The sequence below is a fragment of the Harryflintia acetispora genome, assembly GCA_004340125.1.
Lineage (GTDB): Bacteria > Bacillota > Clostridia > Oscillospirales > Ruminococcaceae > Harryflintia > Harryflintia acetispora.
The window spans coordinates 166016-184151 of sequence record SLUK01000002.1 but is presented as its reverse complement, the minus strand read 5'-3'; the positions used below and the strand labels follow the sequence as shown (position 1 = coordinate 184151).

Below are 18136 nucleotides of genomic sequence, written 5' to 3'. Positions count from 1 at the left end.
CCCTCTCTCAGCGGTCGAATTCCTGCTCGCAGTAGATGCACCGGTAAAGATGCCGCTCCCGGTCAGCCAGCCGGAAGATGTGCTCGACATCGGTCTCCACGGCCGTGATGCACCGCGGATTCTTGCACCGGATCACCCCGCGCACCTGCTCGGGCAGGGTCAGCTTCTTTTTCTCCACGATCCGGCCGCTTTCGATGATGTTGACGGTAATGTTGTTGTCGATGAAGCCGAGCACATCCAGGTTGATGTCGGTCAGCTCCTCGATCTTGATGATGTCCTTGCGCCCCATCTTGGCGCTCTTGGCGTTCTTGATGATCGCCACGCTGCAGTCCAGCTCGTCTAGGCGCAGGTAGTGATAAATATCCATACTGCTGCCCGCCTTAATATGGTCGATCACCACGCCCTTTTGCAGGCTGTCCACGTTCAGCATTCGCCCACCTCCAACAGTTTCATGATCAGCGCCATGCGCACATAGACTCCGTTTTGCGCCTGTGTAAAATAGGCGGCGCGCGGGTCGTCGTCCACCTCGACGGCGATCTCGTTGACGCGAGGCAGCGGGTGGAGCACCGCCATGTCGGGTTTGGCGCCCTGCATCTTGTGGGCGGTCAGGATGTAGCTGTCCTTGAGGCGGATGTAGTCCTCCTCGTTGAAGAAGCGCTCCCGCTGCACCCGGGTCATATAGAGGATGTCCAACTTGCCGATCACCGTTTCGAGATCCTCGACCTCCTCATAGGGAATTCCCTTCGCCCGCAGCACCTCTCCCACAATGTAATCCGGCACCCGCAGCTCGCCCGGGGAGATCAGTACAAAACGAATCCCCTCGTACCGCGAGAGGGATTTGATCAGCGAATGAACCGTCCTCCCAAACTTGAGATCGCCGCAAAGCCCGATGGTCAGCCCGCCGAGCCGCCCCTTGATTGAACGGATGGTCATCAGGTCGGTGAGCGTCTGGGTCGGGTGCTGGTGTCCTCCGTCCCCGGCGTTGATGACCGGGATTTTGGAGAAGCGGGACGCCACCATCGGCGCGCCCTCCTTGGGGTGGCGCATGGCGCAGATGTCCGCATAGCAGGAAATGACCCGGATGGTATCCGCCACGCTCTCGCCCTTGGCCGCCGAGGAGCTGTCTGCCGAGGCGAAGCCCAGCACGCTGCCGCCTAGGTTGAGCATGGCCGCCTCAAAGCTCAGGCGGGTGCGAGTGCTCGGCTCGTAAAAAAGCGTGGCAAGCTTCTTTCCTTTACAGACTTCCGAATAGCGTTTGGGGTCTTTTGCAATTCGGTCCGCGAGGTTTAAAAGCTCGTCCACCTCCTGCACCGATAGGTCGGACGGGTCGATCAAATGCCTCATGTTCTAACCTCCCGAAATCTTCTTTTTTTACTTATTTATTATAGCAGGATGGCGGCTTTTTGCCGAGAGCAATCCTAAAATTCATAGTTTATTCATATTTCAACAAACAGAAAGCCGCAGCGATTGCTGCGGCTTTCCTCTGCGGTTTCCCGCGATTTATTTGCTCTCCACCAGCGAGAGGCCCATGAGCTTCTCAAGCGACTCCATGCTGATGTTTTCAGCCAGGGTCCCGGCCTTCTGCCCGTCACGAATGCAGACGGCGCAAGGGGTCTCGCTGATGCCCAGCCGATTGGCGATACCCTCGGATTTATAGACATCCACCCGGGTGACCTTGACGCGTCCGGCATGGGTCTCCTCGAACTGCTCGATCACCGGCATGAGCGCGCGCGCCTTGGGATCGACCGCATTATAGACGAAGACCAGCCCCGGCAGATCACCCGCCATGATCTGGTTCTCGAACTGCTCGCTCTCGGCGATGTACTTCTCACACGCATACCCCGCGATCGCACCGTCGCCCACCGCGGTGGAAACCTGCTTGAGCCACTTGTCCCGCACATCGCCCGCGGCGTAAACGCCGGGGATATTGGTCTCCATCTTCTCGTTGGTGATCAGGTAGCCCGCGCGGTTCATGTCGACGATCCCCTTGAAGATCTCGGTGTTCGGCAGATAGCCGATAAAGATGAAGCAGGTGTCCACCTTCACGTCGTCCAGCTCACCGGTCTTGAGGTTCTTGAGCACCACGCTTTCCAGCCGCTCGCCGCCCTTAAACTCCTCGGTGACGGTATTCCACTTGAATTCCATCTTGGGGTTCTGCAGCGCCTCTTCCCGGGCGATCTCGTTGCAGTCCATCTTCCCCTCTTCGTGCATCACCGAGACGATGACCTTGCTGGCAAACTTGGTCAGGAACATCCCTTCCTCGATCGCCGCGTCGCCGCTACCGATGACCATGACGGTCTTGCCGGTGTTGGCCGCCGCATCGCAGGTGGCGCAGAAGGAAATCCCCTTGTCATACAGGTACTTGTCCTCGCCCTTCGAGCCGGTGAGCCGGGGCTTGCCGCCCGAGGCGAGCACCACAGCCTTACACTCGTAGTTGGTGCGGAAGGTCTCCACGACCTTGACGTCCCCCTCGAGCTGCACGCCGCGCACGTCGGTGAGCTTAAACTTGACTCCGAACTTTTTAGCCTGCTTATGGAAGAGCTCCATCAGCCCCAAACCGGTCTCCCCCTCGGGGAAGCCGGGATAGTTTTCGATTTCATTGGTATAGGTCGCCAAGCCCCCGACCAGCGCTTTTTCGATAATCAAGGTCTTCAGGCGGGCCCGCCCGCAATAGATTCCGGCGGTCAGACCCGCTGCCCCGCCGCCGATAATTACGACGTCATATTGTTCCGTCTTCTTTTCCATATCGAAAGGGTTCCTCCTTCATCTCATTTCAGACCGCAGCGGTCTGTCCCAAAAGTGAGCCATAACAGTTGGAGGCCTTTTTCTGCAAAAGACCTCCAACCCGTATGACCCTATCTCTCTCGCAAAGAGATTTCACATAAAGAATTTTGCCAGCAGCTTGCTTCCGAAGAACGCCCCCACGAAGAGGAAGAGCGCGAAGACCCAACCCGACAGGGACAGCGAGGCAATTCCGCTGAAGAGCGCGCCGATGTTGCAGCCGCCCGCCAGTCTCGCACCGTAACCCATCAGCAATCCGCCCAGCACCGCCGCGACGACCTGCTTGAGGTTTTTGATCTTCTTGAATTTCCACTGGGAAGCCAGCAGCGCCGCCAGCAGGGCACCGAAGATGATGCCGATGTCGAGCATACTGCCCGTATGACTTAAAAATCCGCTTTCCAGGGTTGCCTGCGCGCCGGAGGAGGAGAAGTAATACCACTTATCCACATTGCCGCCGACGAGCTCATACAGCCACGCGCCCCAGTTGGCGAAGGTCCCCGAAACGCCCCACGGGTTGCCGGAGTAGGCGAAGATCGCAATCTGGAAAATCGCCAGCAGCACCGCGCCCGTCACATATGTAAAGGGGTTCTTAAAGACCATTTTATAATATCTGTTTTTGGTGATTTTCGTCCAAAACTCGTTCAAACGAACCGACACCTGCCTTTCCGTATCACCTTTCAAAGCTCAGAAAGTAAAGGTTATTTCGTTTTTTCGATCACGATTTCCCACTCGCCGTCGTCGACCTCTTCGATCTCGACGTTGTGGCCCTGGTTGCGCGCCCACTCGGGGATGTTCTTCATCGCGCAGCTGTGGTCAATCTGGGCAACCAGAACGTCGCCCACGGCCATGGTCTCCATCTTCTTCTGTACCTTCATCAGCGGTACGGGGCAAGCCTCGCCTAAGCAATCAACAGTGTATTCAGCCATTGTCATTTCCTCCTGTAAAATAATATTATTTTGGTTTATGTACTGACTCTTCTTGGATTAATCCTCGTCGGTGATTCCCATTTTCTTACGCTCAAACTTGTCCGCCGCAACATACAGCAGGGCAATGATGAGCAACTGGATCACCACTGCGCCGAACCAGCCGAAGACATCCGGCAGGAAGACGCGCGGGCCGTTTGCCACAAAGTTGACGGTCCACCAGCCCATATCGTGCGCTCCCCAGAGGGAACCGACCACGAAAAATAAAAGGGAGAGCATCTGCATGCCAAAGCCTTCACCGACACGCATGAGCGTCCCGGAGGCACACCCGCCCGCGATGACCATGCCGACGCCGAACATGATGCCTCCCACGACGGTGGCGAGACTGATCGGCTGGACATAGCTCTGTCCCGGGATGGGCAGGCCGTTGGCAAAGGCATTGTACTTGATCGCCGCGAAGCCGATGGTCGAAATCGCGAAGGCAATCAGCACCGCCCGGGTGATCGAGGTGCTTCCGGTGATACAGGGGTCGCGCAGTGAGGCGGTAAAACAGAAGCGCGACTTCTGCAAAATAAACCCGAAACAGCCGCCGAAAACCCAAAACATGGCAAGATCGCTAGAACGAAAACTGAGCAGCACGCCGATGACGATCATCACGGCAAAAACCAGCAGCGCAAAAGGGAGCTGGCTCTTCTTGGGCTTCCTGGGCGCCCGCGAAGAAGCCCGGCGAATGGTCGAAGCGCCTGCCGCCGGCGTGGTGTTGTTGTTTTCCTCTGACATTCCTGCACCTCCTACGTTTGAAATTTTAGATTAACGGTTTACTACGTCTTTCATTATAGCATATTGTTAATAATTTCACTACTCGATGTCGTTATGCTGCATAAAATCTTATTATAATATGGTGGGATTTTATTGGGTGCGCTGCAATCGAAAATTCTTTTGCACCATGCAATATTTAGGTGGCGCTCTCCCCCTTCTTTCCCTATTTTATGCCCTTTTCTCTCCTGCCTTTCCATCCCTTTTATAGCCGTTTTTCCCTGCCGGCCTCCCTTTGGCCTACCATAATGTACCTTTATGGCAAAGGGCTTGCCAATTGAATTATTTATGAAAGCTGGTATAATAACATTCAATAGCAGTGAGGAGGTCTTTGTGTGCATCTGGAGCATATCATTCTATTCAGCAAGATCGCCAACGAGAAGAGCATCTCCCGCGTGGCCGCCCAAAACCACATTTCGCAGCCCGCGCTCAGCCAGCAGATGCAGCGCCTCGAGGACGAGGTGGGCTTCAAGCTTTTCGAGCGCAGCAACCGCGGGATCGAGCTGACCGAGGCGGGCAAGATCATGCAAAAATATGCCGTGCAGTTCATGCGGGTCTACGAAAACTTCCGCGAGGACATCGAGAGCCTGCAGAACAACAGCGGCATCGTGCGCATCTGCGCCACCCCGGTGGCGGGAAACTATGCCATCCCCTGCACCCTTTTTAAGCTGAAAACCCAATATCCGCAGTACAATTTCCTGCTTTCCTCCATGCCCTCGAGCGAGGTGCTGCACCAGGTGCTGGACGACGAAGCCGACATCGGCTTTATCGTGGGCAGCACCGGCGAGAGCGGGCTGGTCTGCAAGAAGAGCTTTTCGGACAAGATCTGCCTGGTCGCCGCGGAGGATTACCACGTCGGCGAACATATCTCGCTTCGGGAGCTTCAAAAGTTCCCGCTGATCATGCTCAATGAAAACTTCAGTTCCTACCGGCTGCTGCTCGAGCAGATCAAAACGCTGGGCTACGATTTCGGCGATTTCAATATCATGTGCCACCTCGACTCCACCGAGTCGGTCAAGGCCTCGGTGATCGCAAGGCACGGCCTCGCCTTCCTCCCCTATATGGCAATCAAAAAAGAGGTCTATCTCAAGCAGCTCAAAATCCTTGATGCCGATGGGATCAACCTCAGTTATGACGTCTATATTATTTATAAGCACAAGAAGCAGATTTCCAACCTCGGCATCACCGAGGTCACCCGCTACGTCGAGCACATTGTAAGCACTTCTATTTGCTGAGCGCACAGACGGTGATCTCCCACACGCCGTTGATCGGTTCGAGGATGCTCATCTTCAGCCTGCGCTGCCTGCAGTAGTTGGTGATCGACTCGCAGACGCAGCTGTGATCGGTGATCAGCCGGATCTGACTGTGGGTTTTGAGCTCCTTTTGCAGCTTCATCAGCGGAACCGGGCAGATATCCCCCAGGCAATTGATTTCGTACATATACGCTCCCTCCTCTCGCTTCTTTATTATAACACATTGCGAGAGATAATTCTTCATCCTTTGATGAAAGGACTTCGTACTATGCCCATCTCCTTTTACAGCCGTTTTCGCTCCCCCCATGAACGGGAGCTGATCGAGGACTGCCTTATGGGGCCCATGGCCTCGGACGGCGACTGTGCCGCCCGGGTACAGGGCCTCTTTCAAAGCCGTCTCCACACAAACTTACCCTTTCTGACCCCCTCGTGCACCCATGCGCTCGAGCTGGCGCTGGGCGTGCTCCATCTGAAATCCGGGGACGAGGTGATCCTCCCCTCCTATAATTTCCCCTCCGCGGGGAATGCGGTCCTCCTCGCCGGGGGGACCCCGGTGCTCTGCGACGTGGACCCGGATACCCAAAACCTGGACATCGACGATATGCAGCGGCGGATCACCCCCCGCACCAGGGCGGTGATCACCGTGCACTACGGCGCGGTCTCCTGCGACATGGACCGCCTGGTCCGTTTGGCAAACGAGGCGGGGCTGATCCTGATCGAGGACGCCGCCCAAGCGGTGGGAGCCTTCTACAAAGGGCGGCACCTCGGGACCATCGGGGATTTTGGCGCTTACAGCTTTCACAGCACCAAGAACATTTCCTGCGGCGAGGGCGGGGCGCTCACCTGCGCCGAAAAGTACCGTCAGCAGGCCGAACTTTACCGCGAATGCGGCACCAACCGCAGCGGCTACCTGCGCGGGGAGAGCGGGCGGTACGCCTGGACTTCGCGCGGATCGAGCCTGATTTTAAGCGAATGGTGCGCCTGCCTGCTCTACGCCCAGCTGCTTTCCCTCGAAGAGATTACCTCCCGAAGGCTCGAGCTCTGCGAAGCCTACCGTCAGGCCCTTCTGCCGCTGGAGGAAAGCGGGCGGCTGCGGCTGATGTCAGTGCCGCCGGACTGCTCGTCCAACGGGCATTTGTTCTATGTCCGGTTCGACGGGCCAGGTACCCTCGGGCGGGTACAAAATCGGCTGCATTCCCAGGGGATCGACGCGCGCACCCACTATGTCCCCTTACATATGTCCCCGATGGGCCACGCGCTGGGCTACCGGGACGACGACCTGCCGGCGAGCAGGCGCGCCTATGAGACGCTTCTGCGCCTGCCGGTCCATCCCAACCTGAGCGTCGGGGAGGCGCAGCAGGTGGCACAGGTGCTGGCCCATGCGCTCTGACTTAGGGCCGGCGGGCGAGCTCGCCGTGGTGGTGGCGGTCTACAACAGCGCCTCCTCTTTGCAGGAGCTGGCAGAGCGCCTGCTCGCCTACTGGCAAGGACGCGATATATCGGTGCATCTCGTCCTGGTGGACGACGGGAGCACCGACAACAGCTGGCAGGTGCTGTGCCGTCTGGCAGAGGATAACTCCGCCATTCTTGCCGTGCGGCTGCGGCGCAACTTCGGGCAGCAAAATGCCCTGCTGTGCGGGCTGCAGCTCGCCGGGGGGCACCGCTATTTGATCACCATGGACGACGATCTGCAGCACCCGCCCGAGCTCGGCGGAGCGCTCTATGACCGGGCGAAAGAGGGATACGACCTGGTCTACGCCATCCCGAATATCCGGCACCGGCCCCTTTACCGCCGGCTCGGGGCTGCGCTGCGCGACGGGCTGTTCGCCCTTTGCACTCACAAGCCGAAAGGGATCAAGGTGAGCGCCTACCGGATCATGACCGGCGAGCTGGCGAAGAAAATCTGCGCCGGCGCGCGGGAGTTCGTCTATCTCTCCGCCGCTTCCTTTCTACATAGCCCCAGGGTGGACAACCTCCCCTTTTCCCAGCCGCCCCGCCGGTACGGCCGTTCGGGCTATACCCTGCGCCGGCTGACGGAGCTTTACTGGAAGCTGTTTGTCTATTATACCGCGCCCGGCTCCCTCTTTCGCCCCAGGGAGCGGGGCGTCCCCTACGAAATCGATAGCAGGATGGGAGGCTGGGAGGACGATGAGTAAGATTCTAATCCTCGGTGGGGGCAACTGCCAGCTGAGCGCTGTGAAGCTGGCGAAACGCCTCGGACATACCGTGGTGCTGGCCGACTACTACGAGTGTCCGCCCGCCGCCGCATATGCCGACCTCCATAGGCGGGTGAGCACCTTTGACATTCCCGGCTGCATTGCCCTCGCCCGCCGGGAGCAAGTGGACGGGGTGATGACCATCGGCACCGACCAGCCGGTTTATACCGCCGCCGCGGTGGCGAAGGCCTGCTCCCTGCCGAGCCCTATTGATGCAGAGACTGCCCTGGCCGTCACCAACAAGCGGGTGATGAAGCAAATCCTCACCGATCACCATATCCCCACCGTGCGCTGGAAACTCTTCGACGAGGACATAGGTGAGCGGGAGCTCTCCGAACTTTGCCCGCCGCTGGTCATCAAGCCGCTCGACTCCCAGGGGCAGCGGGGAGTCTATAAGATGGACTCCCCCGCCGAAATTTTATGCGCCCTGCCGCAGACCCTCTCCTTTTCCCGCGAGCGGCAGGCACTGGTGGAGGAATACTATCCCAGCGACGAGGTCACCCTCTCGGGCTGGATACAAAACGGCAGGCTCTACATCCTGGCGCTGACCGACCGGCAGTGCCACCCCGACCCGGTGCACATCGGGGTCTGCGCCGCGCACCGCTTCCCGAGCGTACACATGGACCGCTATCCCGAGATTCGGGAAATGTCGGAGCATATCGTGGCCGCCTTCGGAATTCCGGAGGGGCCGCTTTATATCCAGTTCCTGATCGGGGAGCAGGGAGTTTTGGTCAACGAGCTCGCCTGCCGGATCGGCGGGGCCTTCGAGGATGTGTTCATCCCCTACCTCAGCGGGTTCGACATCCTGCACGCCGCCCTCTGCCGCGCACTGGGCCTCCCGGTGGACTGCTCGGTACTGGAAGGGTACGATCCGCAAAGCTGCAGCCGCCAGGTGTCGGTCCAGCTGCTCTTCTGCCGCAGCGGCCAAATCTCCTCCATCACCCCTTTGTCCGAGCTTCTTATGCTCCCCTTCGTCCTTTCGGCCGGCTATAACTACCAGGAAGGGGAGGCCATCCCCCCGCTTGAAAACGCGACCGCCCGCTTCGGGCACTGCGTGCTGGCAAGCGAGGATGGCCGTATGCCGGAGCACATCGCAGAGCTCTACCGCACGCTGCAGGTGCTGGACCCGCACGGGCAGAACCTCGTCTTGAAACGGGACATATTCTAGATATCACAGGAGATTTACCCACTATGAAAAAAGGATTTATTCTACTTCTTTCCGCCCTCTCTTTGCTCCTGCCGCTGAGCGGCTGCTCCGGTAAGGCGGACACGGGGGTGCTGAACATTGCCGAACAGTTCGGGATCGCCTATGCCCCCTTGCAGATCATGAAGGAACAACACCTTTTGGAAGAGCGCCTGCCCGGCGTACAGATCAACTGGAAGCAGTTCGGCGGCCCCACCGCAATTCGGGAGGGGATGCTCGCCGGGGAGGTCGATTTCGGCTTCATGGGCCCGGCCCCCGTCCTGATGGGGATCGACAACGGAATGGAGTGGAAATATGCCACCGGGATTTCCTTCAACGAGATGGCCATCGTGGTCAACCGCCCCGAAATCCAGTCTTTGCGGGATTTTACCCCGGAGGACCGGATCGCCGTCCTCTCCCCGGCCTGCACCCAGCATGTGCTGCTTTGCATGGCGGCCGAGCAGGAGTTCGGGGACCCGGGCTACTTCGACAACCAGCTCGTCTCCCTCTCCCACCCCGACGCAATGAACGCCCTCATGTCCGGCACCGAGGTCAGCGCCCATGTGGCGACCCCGCCCTACATCGGAATGGAGCTTGACGAAGGCATGCACGCCATCCTCACCGGGGAGGAGATTATGGGCGGGCCCTTCACCTTCATCACCGGGGTGGCGATGGAGCGCTTTTATGACGAGCGGCCCGAGCAATATAAGGCCTTTATCGCGGCGCTTGACGAGGCAATCGCTTTCATCAACGACAACATGGACGAAGCGGTGCGCCTGCTCGCTCCGGTCTATGGCATCCCGGAAGACGAGCTAAAGGCGCAGATGACCTACAACGGCACCATCTACTCCAACCGGCTCGAGGGGATCGAAAAGCTCTCGGACGCCATGCAGCGCATGGGCTTCACCAAGGAGAGCCCCCGCTTTGAGGACATCGTCTTCCCCAACGTCAACCGCTAAAGGGAGGTTCCTATGAAAGCTGGTAATTGGATGGGCCGCCATCGCTCGCTGGCCCGGGCCTTCTGGATCGGGGCGCTGCTGCTGTGCTGGGAGCTCTCGGTCAAGTTGTTGCATGTTTCCCCCTTGCTCTTCCCGCCCATCGAGGAGGTGCTGCGGGTGATGGGCGAGTCCTTCCTGCGCGGGGACCTTTTCTATCAGACCTTCTTTTCCCTTGGCGTCATCCTCTGGGGGCTGCTGATCGGGGTGGTGCTGGCCTTCCTGCTCGCGCTGCTCTCGGTGCGCTCACAGGTAATGGAGAGCCTGACCGACGCGCTGACCGCTATCGCGCATCCGCTGCCGGGGATCGCCATCCTGCCGCTGATCATCATGTGGTTCGGCACCGGCACCGGGGCGATCGTGGCCATCATCGTGCACTCGGCGCTCTGGCCGGTGCTGCTCAACCTGACCGCCGGCTTCCGCGCGGTTCCGAAAATCTATCTCGATGTGGGGCACAACCTGTCGCTGCGCCCCTTGGCGATCACCTGGGAAATCCGGGTGCGCGCCTCCTTTTCCTATCTGCTCTCCGGGCTCAAGATCGGCTGGGCGCGCGCCTGGCGGGCGCTGATCAGCGCCGAGATGGTCTTCGGGGCGATCGGCTCGAAGGGCGGACTCGGATGGTACATCTTCAAGCAGCGCACCTTTATGAATACCGCCGGGCTGTTCGCCGGGATCATCCTGGTGATCGCAATCGGCATGGCGGTGGAGGAGCTCGTCTTCAATCGTTTGGAGCGGTGCACCATCCAGAAATGGGGGATGAGCGCACAATGAGAAATGATCGGCTGACCCTGCGGGGCGAGCATCTGGATAAAAGCTTTCCGCCCCTGGCGGGGCAAACCGAGGGGCACGTCGTACTTTCCGACCTCTCGCTCGAGGTGCGGCAGGGGGAATTTCTCTCGATCCTGGGCAAATCGGGCTGCGGCAAGAGCACCCTGCTGCGCATCCTCGGCGGGTTCGACCCGCCGGACAGAGGAAAAATCACCCTGGGGGAGCAGCCGGTGCTGCATCCGGACAGCCGGATGATTATGATCTTTCAGGAGCCGGGGCAGCTCTTCCCCTGGATGACGCTTTGGGGCAACATTGTCTATGCCATCAAAAAGACCGCCCGCCCCTTTCATAAGGAACAGGCGGCTGAACGCGCCGAGGCGTGCCTTTCCGAGGTCGGGCTCACGGGGTATGAGGAAAGCTATCCGCACGAGCTCTCGGGCGGTATGAAGCAGCGTGCCGCCCTGGCAAGAGCCTTGGCGCTGGAGCCCTTGGCGCTTCTGATGGATGAGCCCTTTTCCAGCCTCGATTACCTCACCCGCCGCAGCGCGCAGGATACCCTGCTGCGGCTCTGGCGCGAGCGCGGGGTGACGGTGATATTCGTCACCCACGACATCGACGAGGCGCTCACCCTCTCACAGCGGATCGCGGTCTTTGACAGCGCTGCCCACCGGCTGGGGGAATGCTTTCAAAACGACGGCTCCCCCGCCCTCAAGGGGCGACTGGAAGCACTCTTGCGATAAACAAAGGAGACCACATGGAACTGATCAGCGGATACTTAAACGATCCCGCCCTGCGCCAAAGTTTTAACCGGCTCGCCATCGAAACCTTCTCGCTGGACTTTGAACCCTGGTACCAAGGCGGCATGCTGCCGCACGGTCGGTATATCCCCCATTCGCTGGTGCAGGACGGCGAGGTGATCGCAAACTGCTCGGCCAACCTGTTCGACCTTATTGTCGAAGGGCGGGAGGTTCCCGCCGTCCAGCTCGGCACGGTGATGACCGCAAAAGAGCACCGCGGCCGCGGGCTGATGTCCGGGCTGATGGAGCGGGTGCTGGCGCATTATAAGGACCGGGAGCTCATCTACCTCTTCGCCAACGACCAGGCGCTGGGCTTCTACCCGAAGTTCGGTTTTCGCCGTATTCCTCAGACCACCTATTCCCTCGACGTGAGCGCGCTAAAACGGCAGGACGCGTCTCCGCACCAGCTCAATACGGATGATCCGCAGGACAGAGTACTCCTGCTGCGCCTGTGCGAGCGGCGGGTTCCAGTGTCCCAGACCCTCGGGGTCCACCGCGACTGCTGGCCGCTGCGCGCCGCCTGCTCCCTGGTACCCCGGCGCCTTTGGCGGCTGGAAGAACGGATCATTGTAATGGAGCGCACCGATGATACCCTCTACATCGACGACATTTTGAGCGAGCAGCCCTTTGCACTCGACGAGCTGCTCCCCTCCCTGGTGCCGCCCGGCTGCCGGAGGCTGTGCCTGGGCTTCTGCCCCGACCAAAGCGCCCTCCCCTTTTCGCGTGAGCCGCTCTGGGAGGACGACAACGCCCTCTTCGTGCGCGGGGACGCCCTGCCAAAGGAATTCTGCTTCCCCGAGACCTCGCACACCTGAAAACCGGGCTGCCAGTGTATCTGGCAGCCCGGTTCAGCTTTTGACCCGGTAGACTGTGACAGAAAAGTCCTGCCCGGTATGGACCAGCTCGGAGATGCGTACGGCATAGGTATCGTCGTAAAAGTGGTCCGCCTCCTCACAATGCTCGTCCAGGAAGGCTTTCAGCTCCTCCCAGTAGTCGAGCGGGCCGTAGAGAATGTTCCACTGGGGCCGGCGCCGGTAGATATAATCGAGCTCGCTCGAGAGGAGGATATACTGGATTTTATTCTGTTCGACGTATTCCTCCACACTGAGGCCGCTCTGGCGGATCTTGCTCAGGTTGCGGTAGTCGCGCAGGCAGCCGTTTTCAAAGTAGAAATCGGCGTTGAGGTTGGCGATCACCCGTGCGTCGGCCGGAACGCTCTGTGCGATCCTGGCGAGGTAGTCTTCATAGCGCACGTCCAGCCAGGGGCGCACGCAGCTTATACTGACACAAACCGTCGCCGCCGCCAGCAGTAAGCAGAGCACCCGTCCCAGAATTCTTCCAAAGAGCCCCGCCACAAAGGGGCAAAGAAGCCAGCAAAGCGGCATGAAAAAGACGATCCCCGTCTGGTTGTAGCGTCCGATGAGCATCATGCTCCCCAGCACTCCGCAGACGGCCGCCAGCACGCTCAGCAGCCGCTGGCTTGCTTCGGGCTCCTCTTTTCGCTGCACCAGCGCATAGAGCAGCGCCATCCCCAGCAGCATGGGGAACAGGACGAACTGCAGCCTGATGTCCGGCAGGTAATAGGTCCCGCTCACCCGGTGAAAGAGCTTTTGCAGAAAGTATCCGAGCTCCCCCATCCGCCCGGCAACGGAGGGGTCGATCCCGTATTCCATCTGCCCGCTTTGAAAGTAATGGGTCAAAAACTGCGGATCAAAATAAAAGCTCAGCCCGACGAATACCGCCGCGATCGCGCCGGTCACGGCGACATACCAGATCATATCCCGCCCGCTCGCCGTGTGGAAGAGCAGCCAGCGCAAGGCCAGCACCGCCCCGCAGAGCGCCGCCACCAGGAAGCTGTTGGGGTGCAGCCCGACCGAAAGGCCGGTGACAAGGGCGAGCAGGAGCGTCTCCCGGCGGGAAAGACGCTGCGGAGAGCGCAAAAGAAGGTACAGACAAAGAACCATCGCCAGGGTGATCAGGATTTCCTGCCGTGCAAAGTGGGAGGCGGTGACGAACTGCACATCGCACGCCAAGAGCGCCATCGCGCCCAGCGCCGGCAAGGGGTGTCCGGGATAAAAGCGGCGCGCCGCCTTGTAAAATACCCAGAGGGTCAGGCACCCGCCCAGCAGGGACAGCAGGCGCACCGAAAAAATATGATGGCCCAGCAGCCGCAAAAAAGGCATCTGCAGCAGGTGGAACAGGGACTTGACCGCGTGCGGATAACGCGCCTTGAGGTCGAAAAACGGCTCGGTCACCCCGAGGGAGCGCTGCTCCATCATGTTGCGGCTCAGCCCTGCCAGCCAGCTTTCATCCGAGTGGACGAAGGGGAAGCGGGTCAAAAAGCAGAGATTGAGGAGGAAAAAAAGCAGGATGAGCAGCAGCGCGGCGAGATCCGCACGCCTGCCAGTATCCAATTTTTTTATGGCACAGTCCTCCCTTCATTGCCTCACAGGCCGCATGATAGTCCCATTGTAGCACAAATTCCACAAAAAGTCTGGCATTAAATAGTCATATATAACATAACAAATCCTTATAGCTCTGCCACGGCAGAATGAAGTATAATAAAATCAGGATCGTTTGTGACGGATTTGAGGCATCCGCCATGAACGGACATTAACGGGTTTACTATCATTCCAGCGGCAAATTCACGAGTTTATCACAAGTAAGGAGGATGCGCATGAGGACGATTGCTAAAAAATTAACGATTCTTTTAGCTCTCATCATGGTGCTCATGTCTTTCACCGCCTGTAACCCCTCCAAGTACGCCGAGAGCGATCAGAAGATCATCAGCGTCAAGGAGCTGGAAGGCTACATAGGCGGCGAGAACGTCGCAATCATCGACATGCAAAGCCCGGAGGACTACGCGTCCGGACATGTCAAGGGCGCAGTCAACATCACGAAGGACGACATCGTGATCAACGTTCCGGTGGACAACATGCTCACGTCCAAGAACAAGATCGACAAGCTGATGAGCGAAAAGGGCATCTCAAATGATACCACCATCCTCATCTATGATTCCGACAAGATGAGCGCCGCCCGCCTGTTCTGGACCCTGCTCGTCTACGGCAATGAGAACGCCAAGGTGGTCAGCGGCGGTATCGGCGCGATCAAGGAGGCCGGGCTTGAAATGAGCACCGAAACCCCTTCCCCGGCGCCCGGAAACTTCACCGCGAGCGAGAAGAACACCCAGTGGATCGCCACCAAGGACGACGTCATGAAGCAGGTGGAGAATCCCGACCCGAACGTGGCGCTGCTCGATGTGCGCACCGATGCGGAGTATGCCGAGGTCGGCAAGGTTCCCGGCTCGATCATGTGGGATTACGCCGACAATTTCTATGCCGACGGCACCTTTAAGGACACCCAGACCACCCGGATCAACTACATCAATAAGGACCTGCGCCCCGAGAAGGAGATCATCACCTACTGCAAAACCTCGATGCGCGCGGCTCCGGTTTTCCTGAGACTGTACGACGCGGGCTACCGCAACATCAAAATCTACGACGGGGCCTATTCGGAGTGGTCCGCCAATCCGAACAACCCGGTCGAGATGCCCGCCGGCGCCGCCCTGGCTCCCAGCCAGAAGGATGCTTCTTAAGTATAGGTTTGCGGGAAACATAAAATGATGACTTTAGGAGAGTAAGAATCAATGAAAAAAACGTTTGCCATTATCCTGTCGTTCGTGCTGGCGGCTTCCGCCTTTGCGGGATGCTCCTCCAGCAGTACGCCTGCCGAGTCCTCCGCCGCCCCGGCAGAGAGCTCTTCCGCCACCGAGTCCTCCGAGGCCTCTTCTTCTGAGGCCGAGAGCACTCCCGAAGCGGAAGCCCCTGCCGCCGATGCGGTCACCGAAAAGGCGATGGATTACTTCGCCTCCTTCCCGGAGGACAAGAACGTCATCCAGCCTGAGGACCTCTTTGCGAAGATCGACGCGGGCGAGGACATGTTCATCATGGACATCCGCCAGCCCGACGTCTATGCTGAAAGTCACATCAAGGGCGCGGTAAACATCCCGTTTGGCAAGAGCATTGCCGAGAGCCTGTCCATCATCCCGGACGACAAGCCGGTCATGGTTTACTGCTATACCGGCCAGACCTCCTCCCAGACCGCCGCGCTGCTGAACGTCGTCGGCAAGTATGCCAAGACGGTGCAGTCCGGCTTCAACAACGGCATCTCCAAGGTCGAGGGGTATGAAGCCTACATCGACACCGAGGCCGTCGCGTTGCCGACCGACAGCTATCCGGTCGAGGAGGCCTTCCAGGCCGCCGCGGACAAGTACTACTCCGACCTCGAGGCCGCCAAGGGCAGCACCTTCGAGAACTTCAACTTCAAGCCCGAGAGCCTCAAGGAGATCATCGACGCCGAGGACGACAGTTACCTCGTCTACTCGGTGCGCCAGGCCGAGGACTATGCCAAGGGCCACATCCCGGGGGCTGTCAACAACCCGTTCGGCCTGGGCATGCAGGAGAAATTCTCCGAGCTGCCGAATGATAAGACCATCATCGTGCAGTGCTACAGCGGCCAGACCTCCTCGCAGGTCATGGCGATCCTGCGCCTGCTGGGCTACAACGCCTACTCCCTGAGCGGCGGCATGGGCTCGGCGGATGCCGGGACCGGCTGGCTGGGCGCCGGCTATGAGGTCGTCACCGACTAATCCATCCCTACGATAGAAGAAAAAGGCCGCGGACTAAAGTCCGCGGCCTTTTTCCTTGCCGTCGGGTTATTTTCGCTCCGCGCCCCTTCCCCGCGCCGTCCCCGGGATGGTCAATGTTTTATAATAGCGCAGCGGATGCAGCCCCGCCATCAGGAAGATGGCGATACAGATCCCGCCGCTGCAGGCGGCCGCCGCCAAGATGGGCAGGAGCTGGCCGCCGAACAGGGGCAGAAAGGTGACGTAGAAGTAGCGCGCGAACATCCCCGTGACCCCCGCCGCCAGCATAGGCAGCAGGAAACTGTCATAAAATGCCGGGGCGCAACCGGTCTTATAGCGGATGGCCTCAAGGCTCAGCAGCAGCACCGCCAGAGGGCTGAGGATCATCCCGATGATGTAGCCGTAGATTCCGAGATTCGGCAGGGCCGCGAGGTAATAGGTGCACAGCAGCTGTATCCCCTCCCCCACGATCATGATCAGCATCCCGGCGCGCTGCATGCCGAGGCCGTTGAGGATGCTCGAGGCGATCACCTCGAAGTAGGTGAAAACGGCCGCGATGGCCAGCAGCAGCACATAGGCGGGCTCGAGCTCCTGGCGGTAGAGGATTTTCGAGAGCGGCCCCGCCAGCGGGACCAGGATGGCGGTGGCGGGCAGGACAAAGAGCCCGGTCGCCTGGAAAGACTTCTGCACCTTGCGGCGCACATCCGCGCCGTTGCTCTGCGATATGCTGCGCGAGATGGTGGGCAGCAGCACCGAAGACATCGCGCGGATAAGCACCATCGGCAGGGTGATCAGCGGCAGAGCCATCTCGCTGACCACGCCCAGGGCGCTCAGCGCCTCGCCCGAGCTCAGGCCCGAAGCGATTAATCTCCCCGGCAGGATCACCACGCTCGCCGAGGCGATCAAATTGGTCACCACCGCCGAGATCGAAACCGGAAGCGCCAGGGGCAGGATTTTGAGAGGCTCCTCCCCCACGGCGCTCCGCGCGCGGCCCTGGGAAGACACCTTGCGCCGGTAGGACGCCAGAAGCCAGACGACCGACGGGATTTCGCTGAGGGTCATCCCCAGCATGATGTAAAAGGCGACCTGGCCGTAATCCTCGCTATGCCCCAGCCAGAGCAGCAGGGCCGAGACGAGGACAATCTTGGAAAACTGCTCGAGCAGGTTGGAGACGGCAGTATATTTGGTCTTTCCGATTCCCAGAAAAAGAGCCTCAAAGGTCCACTCGAAGCCGATCAAAAAAACATAGACCGGGATCAGGAGCAGGGCCTTGGCGGTGCGTCCCTCCAGAATGACGTGTTCGGCAATGAAGCGGCTGAAAATCCCCACCGGCACCGCCGCCACCAGGAAGAGGCGGAAGAAAATGAGCATGCTCTTTCGCACCAACGCCCTGAGCCGTCCCGTGTCCCGCCCGGCGCGCAGCCCCGCCGAGAGGCTGGTCACCGCCAGACGCAGCCCGGACAGGGTCGCGGCGAGCACCACCGTCAACACCGGGGACACCAGCCGGTAGACCCCCAGTGCCTGCGCGCCCGCCATCCGGCTGAGAATTACCTGGTAAACGAACCCCAGCAGCTGAAAGAGCACCCCCGATACCGTGAGCACCGAAACATTATAAAAAACCGAAGCCCTGCTGATCTTCAAAAAGCGCCACCCCATACCATGTTGTCCTCCTTCATACTTATGAAGGTCGGGGGAGCACTATGCTTTATGGATGAGACTCCCCGGCTTCCGCCGGGGGCCCATTCATACAAAAAAGCGG

Annotated in this window: 19 protein-coding genes; 10 read left to right on the top strand and 9 right to left on the bottom strand. The window is 59.5% G+C overall.

The window, feature by feature from the left end; translation table 11 throughout:
• Positions 1 to 7 precede the first annotated feature (7 nt).
• From EDD78_RS03510 to EDD78_RS03485, 6 genes are all read right to left on the bottom strand, one after another.
• Positions 8 to 430, bottom strand: coding sequence for an aspartate carbamoyltransferase regulatory subunit (locus EDD78_RS03510; protein WP_079699381.1), 423 nt, complete (start codon positions 428 to 430; stop codon positions 8 to 10).
• Complete coding sequence (gene pyrB / locus EDD78_RS03505) at positions 424 to 1344, bottom strand: aspartate carbamoyltransferase (protein ID WP_132083977.1); 921 nt, start codon at positions 1342 to 1344, stop codon at positions 424 to 426. Before pyrB ends, EDD78_RS03510 begins: the two co-directional genes overlap by 7 nt.
• A gap of 156 nt (positions 1345 to 1500) precedes the next feature.
• The gene (locus tag EDD78_RS03500; RefSeq protein WP_079699383.1) at positions 1501 to 2745 is read right to left on the bottom strand and encodes an FAD-dependent oxidoreductase; all 1245 of its coding nucleotides are present in this window, start codon (positions 2743 to 2745) and stop codon (positions 1501 to 1503) included.
• A gap of 132 nt (positions 2746 to 2877) precedes the next feature.
• A complete protein-coding gene (locus EDD78_RS03495) occupies positions 2878 to 3426 on the bottom strand; it encodes a YeeE/YedE thiosulfate transporter family protein (RefSeq protein WP_079699384.1) in 549 nt (182 codons plus the stop codon).
• Positions 3427 to 3479: 53 nt separating this feature from the next.
• Positions 3480 to 3707, bottom strand: coding sequence for a sulfurtransferase TusA family protein (locus EDD78_RS03490; RefSeq protein WP_079699385.1), 228 nt, complete (start codon positions 3705 to 3707; stop codon positions 3480 to 3482).
• A gap of 57 nt (positions 3708 to 3764) precedes the next feature.
• A complete protein-coding gene (locus EDD78_RS03485; protein WP_132083976.1) occupies positions 3765 to 4484 on the bottom strand; it encodes a YeeE/YedE thiosulfate transporter family protein in 720 nt (239 codons plus the stop codon).
• Positions 4485 to 4855: 371 nt separating this feature from the next.
• Here EDD78_RS03485 and EDD78_RS03480 point away from each other — a divergent pair, with 371 nt between their 5' ends.
• Entirely contained in the window at positions 4856 to 5755 is a 900-nt protein-coding gene (locus EDD78_RS03480) for a LysR family transcriptional regulator (RefSeq protein WP_079699387.1), read from the top strand.
• On the opposite strand, the gene EDD78_RS03475 is transcribed toward EDD78_RS03480, so the two are convergent.
• Entirely contained in the window at positions 5745 to 5960 is a 216-nt protein-coding gene (locus EDD78_RS03475; protein WP_132083975.1) for a sulfurtransferase TusA family protein, read from the bottom strand. The genes EDD78_RS03480 and EDD78_RS03475 overlap by 11 nt on opposite strands.
• A gap of 81 nt (positions 5961 to 6041) precedes the next feature.
• On the opposite strand from EDD78_RS03475, the gene rffA reads away from it, so the two are divergent.
• Genes rffA through EDD78_RS03440 form a run of 7 tightly spaced genes read left to right on the top strand, consistent with a single transcriptional unit; the run spans position 6042 to position 12547 of the window.
• Positions 6042 to 7163, top strand: coding sequence for a dTDP-4-amino-4,6-dideoxygalactose transaminase (rffA, locus tag EDD78_RS03470; RefSeq protein ID WP_132084122.1), 1122 nt, complete (start codon positions 6042 to 6044; stop codon positions 7161 to 7163).
• The gene (locus EDD78_RS03465; RefSeq protein WP_132083974.1) at positions 7153 to 7929 is read left to right on the top strand and encodes a glycosyltransferase family 2 protein; all 777 of its coding nucleotides are present in this window, start codon (positions 7153 to 7155) and stop codon (positions 7927 to 7929) included. Before rffA ends, EDD78_RS03465 begins: the two co-directional genes overlap by 11 nt.
• The gene (locus tag EDD78_RS03460) at positions 7922 to 9157 is read left to right on the top strand and encodes an ATP-grasp domain-containing protein (protein ID WP_132083973.1); all 1236 of its coding nucleotides are present in this window, start codon (positions 7922 to 7924) and stop codon (positions 9155 to 9157) included. Before EDD78_RS03465 ends, EDD78_RS03460 begins: the two co-directional genes overlap by 8 nt.
• 23 nt (positions 9158 to 9180) lie before the next feature.
• Entirely contained in the window at positions 9181 to 10131 is a 951-nt protein-coding gene (locus EDD78_RS03455; RefSeq protein ID WP_132083972.1) for an ABC transporter substrate-binding protein, read from the top strand.
• 12 nt (positions 10132 to 10143) lie between these two features.
• On the top strand, positions 10144 to 10938 hold the full coding sequence (locus EDD78_RS03450; protein WP_132083971.1) for an ABC transporter permease: 795 nt from the start codon (positions 10144 to 10146) through the stop codon (positions 10936 to 10938).
• Positions 10935 to 11675 carry an ABC transporter ATP-binding protein gene (locus EDD78_RS03445; protein ID WP_165873096.1) on the top strand — a complete coding sequence of 247 codons (741 nt, stop codon included), beginning with the start codon at positions 10935 to 10937 and terminating at the stop codon, positions 11673 to 11675. The genes EDD78_RS03450 and EDD78_RS03445 overlap by 4 nt, the downstream gene beginning before the upstream one ends.
• Positions 11676 to 11689: 14 nt before the next feature.
• Complete coding sequence (locus EDD78_RS03440; RefSeq protein WP_165873095.1) at positions 11690 to 12547, top strand: GNAT family N-acetyltransferase; 858 nt, start codon at positions 11690 to 11692, stop codon at positions 12545 to 12547.
• Positions 12548 to 12580: 33 nt separating this feature from the next.
• Here the strand turns inward: EDD78_RS03440 and EDD78_RS03435 are convergent, their stop codons facing one another.
• Positions 12581 to 14146 (bottom strand): ArnT family glycosyltransferase, encoded by a 1566-nt coding sequence (locus tag EDD78_RS03435; RefSeq protein ID WP_132083968.1) that lies wholly within the window; start codon positions 14144 to 14146, stop codon positions 12581 to 12583.
• Between the two features lie 263 nt (positions 14147 to 14409).
• Here EDD78_RS03435 and EDD78_RS03430 point away from each other — a divergent pair, with 263 nt between their 5' ends.
• Both EDD78_RS03430 and EDD78_RS03425 read left to right on the top strand, forming a co-directional pair.
• Positions 14410 to 15327 carry a sulfurtransferase gene (locus EDD78_RS03430; protein WP_079699397.1) on the top strand — a complete coding sequence of 306 codons (918 nt, stop codon included), beginning with the start codon at positions 14410 to 14412 and terminating at the stop codon, positions 15325 to 15327.
• Positions 15328 to 15378: 51 nt separating this feature from the next.
• Complete coding sequence (locus EDD78_RS03425; protein WP_132083967.1) at positions 15379 to 16380, top strand: rhodanese-like domain-containing protein; 1002 nt, start codon at positions 15379 to 15381, stop codon at positions 16378 to 16380.
• A gap of 66 nt (positions 16381 to 16446) precedes the next feature.
• Here the strand turns inward: EDD78_RS03425 and EDD78_RS03420 are convergent, their stop codons facing one another.
• Positions 16447 to 18018 carry an oligosaccharide flippase family protein gene (locus tag EDD78_RS03420; RefSeq protein ID WP_165873094.1) on the bottom strand — a complete coding sequence of 524 codons (1572 nt, stop codon included), beginning with the start codon at positions 18016 to 18018 and terminating at the stop codon, positions 16447 to 16449.
• Between the last annotated feature and the right edge of the window lie 118 nt (positions 18019 to 18136).

Excerpts from the sequence above, each read along its gene's own strand:
- EDD78_RS03510 (WP_079699381.1), bottom strand. The coding sequence starts at position 430 with ATGCTGAACGTGGACAGCCTGCAAAAGGGCGTGGTGATCGACCATATT.
- pyrB (WP_132083977.1), bottom strand. The coding sequence starts at position 1,344 with ATGAGGCATTTGATCGACCCGTCCGACCTATCGGTGCAGGAGGTGGAC.
- EDD78_RS03500 (WP_079699383.1), bottom strand. The coding sequence starts at position 2,745 with ATGGAAAAGAAGACGGAACAATATGACGTCGTAATTATCGGCGGCGGG.
- EDD78_RS03490 (WP_079699385.1), bottom strand. The coding sequence starts at position 3,707 with ATGGCTGAATACACTGTTGATTGCTTAGGCGAGGCTTGCCCCGTACCG.
- EDD78_RS03485 (WP_132083976.1), bottom strand. The coding sequence starts at position 4,484 with ATGTCAGAGGAAAACAACAACACCACGCCGGCGGCAGGCGCTTCGACC.
- EDD78_RS03475 (WP_132083975.1), bottom strand. The coding sequence starts at position 5,960 with ATGTACGAAATCAATTGCCTGGGGGATATCTGCCCGGTTCCGCTGATG.
- rffA (WP_132084122.1), top strand. The coding sequence starts at position 6,042 with ATGCCCATCTCCTTTTACAGCCGTTTTCGCTCCCCCCATGAACGGGAG.
- EDD78_RS03465 (WP_132083974.1), top strand. The coding sequence starts at position 7,153 with ATGCGCTCTGACTTAGGGCCGGCGGGCGAGCTCGCCGTGGTGGTGGCG.
- EDD78_RS03460 (WP_132083973.1), top strand. The coding sequence starts at position 7,922 with ATGAGTAAGATTCTAATCCTCGGTGGGGGCAACTGCCAGCTGAGCGCT.
- EDD78_RS03455 (WP_132083972.1), top strand. The coding sequence starts at position 9,181 with ATGAAAAAAGGATTTATTCTACTTCTTTCCGCCCTCTCTTTGCTCCTG.
- EDD78_RS03450 (WP_132083971.1), top strand. The coding sequence starts at position 10,144 with ATGAAAGCTGGTAATTGGATGGGCCGCCATCGCTCGCTGGCCCGGGCC.
- EDD78_RS03445 (WP_165873096.1), top strand. The coding sequence starts at position 10,935 with ATGAGAAATGATCGGCTGACCCTGCGGGGCGAGCATCTGGATAAAAGC.
- EDD78_RS03440 (WP_165873095.1), top strand. The coding sequence starts at position 11,690 with ATGGAACTGATCAGCGGATACTTAAACGATCCCGCCCTGCGCCAAAGT.
- EDD78_RS03430 (WP_079699397.1), top strand. The coding sequence starts at position 14,410 with ATGAGGACGATTGCTAAAAAATTAACGATTCTTTTAGCTCTCATCATG.
- EDD78_RS03425 (WP_132083967.1), top strand. The coding sequence starts at position 15,379 with ATGAAAAAAACGTTTGCCATTATCCTGTCGTTCGTGCTGGCGGCTTCC.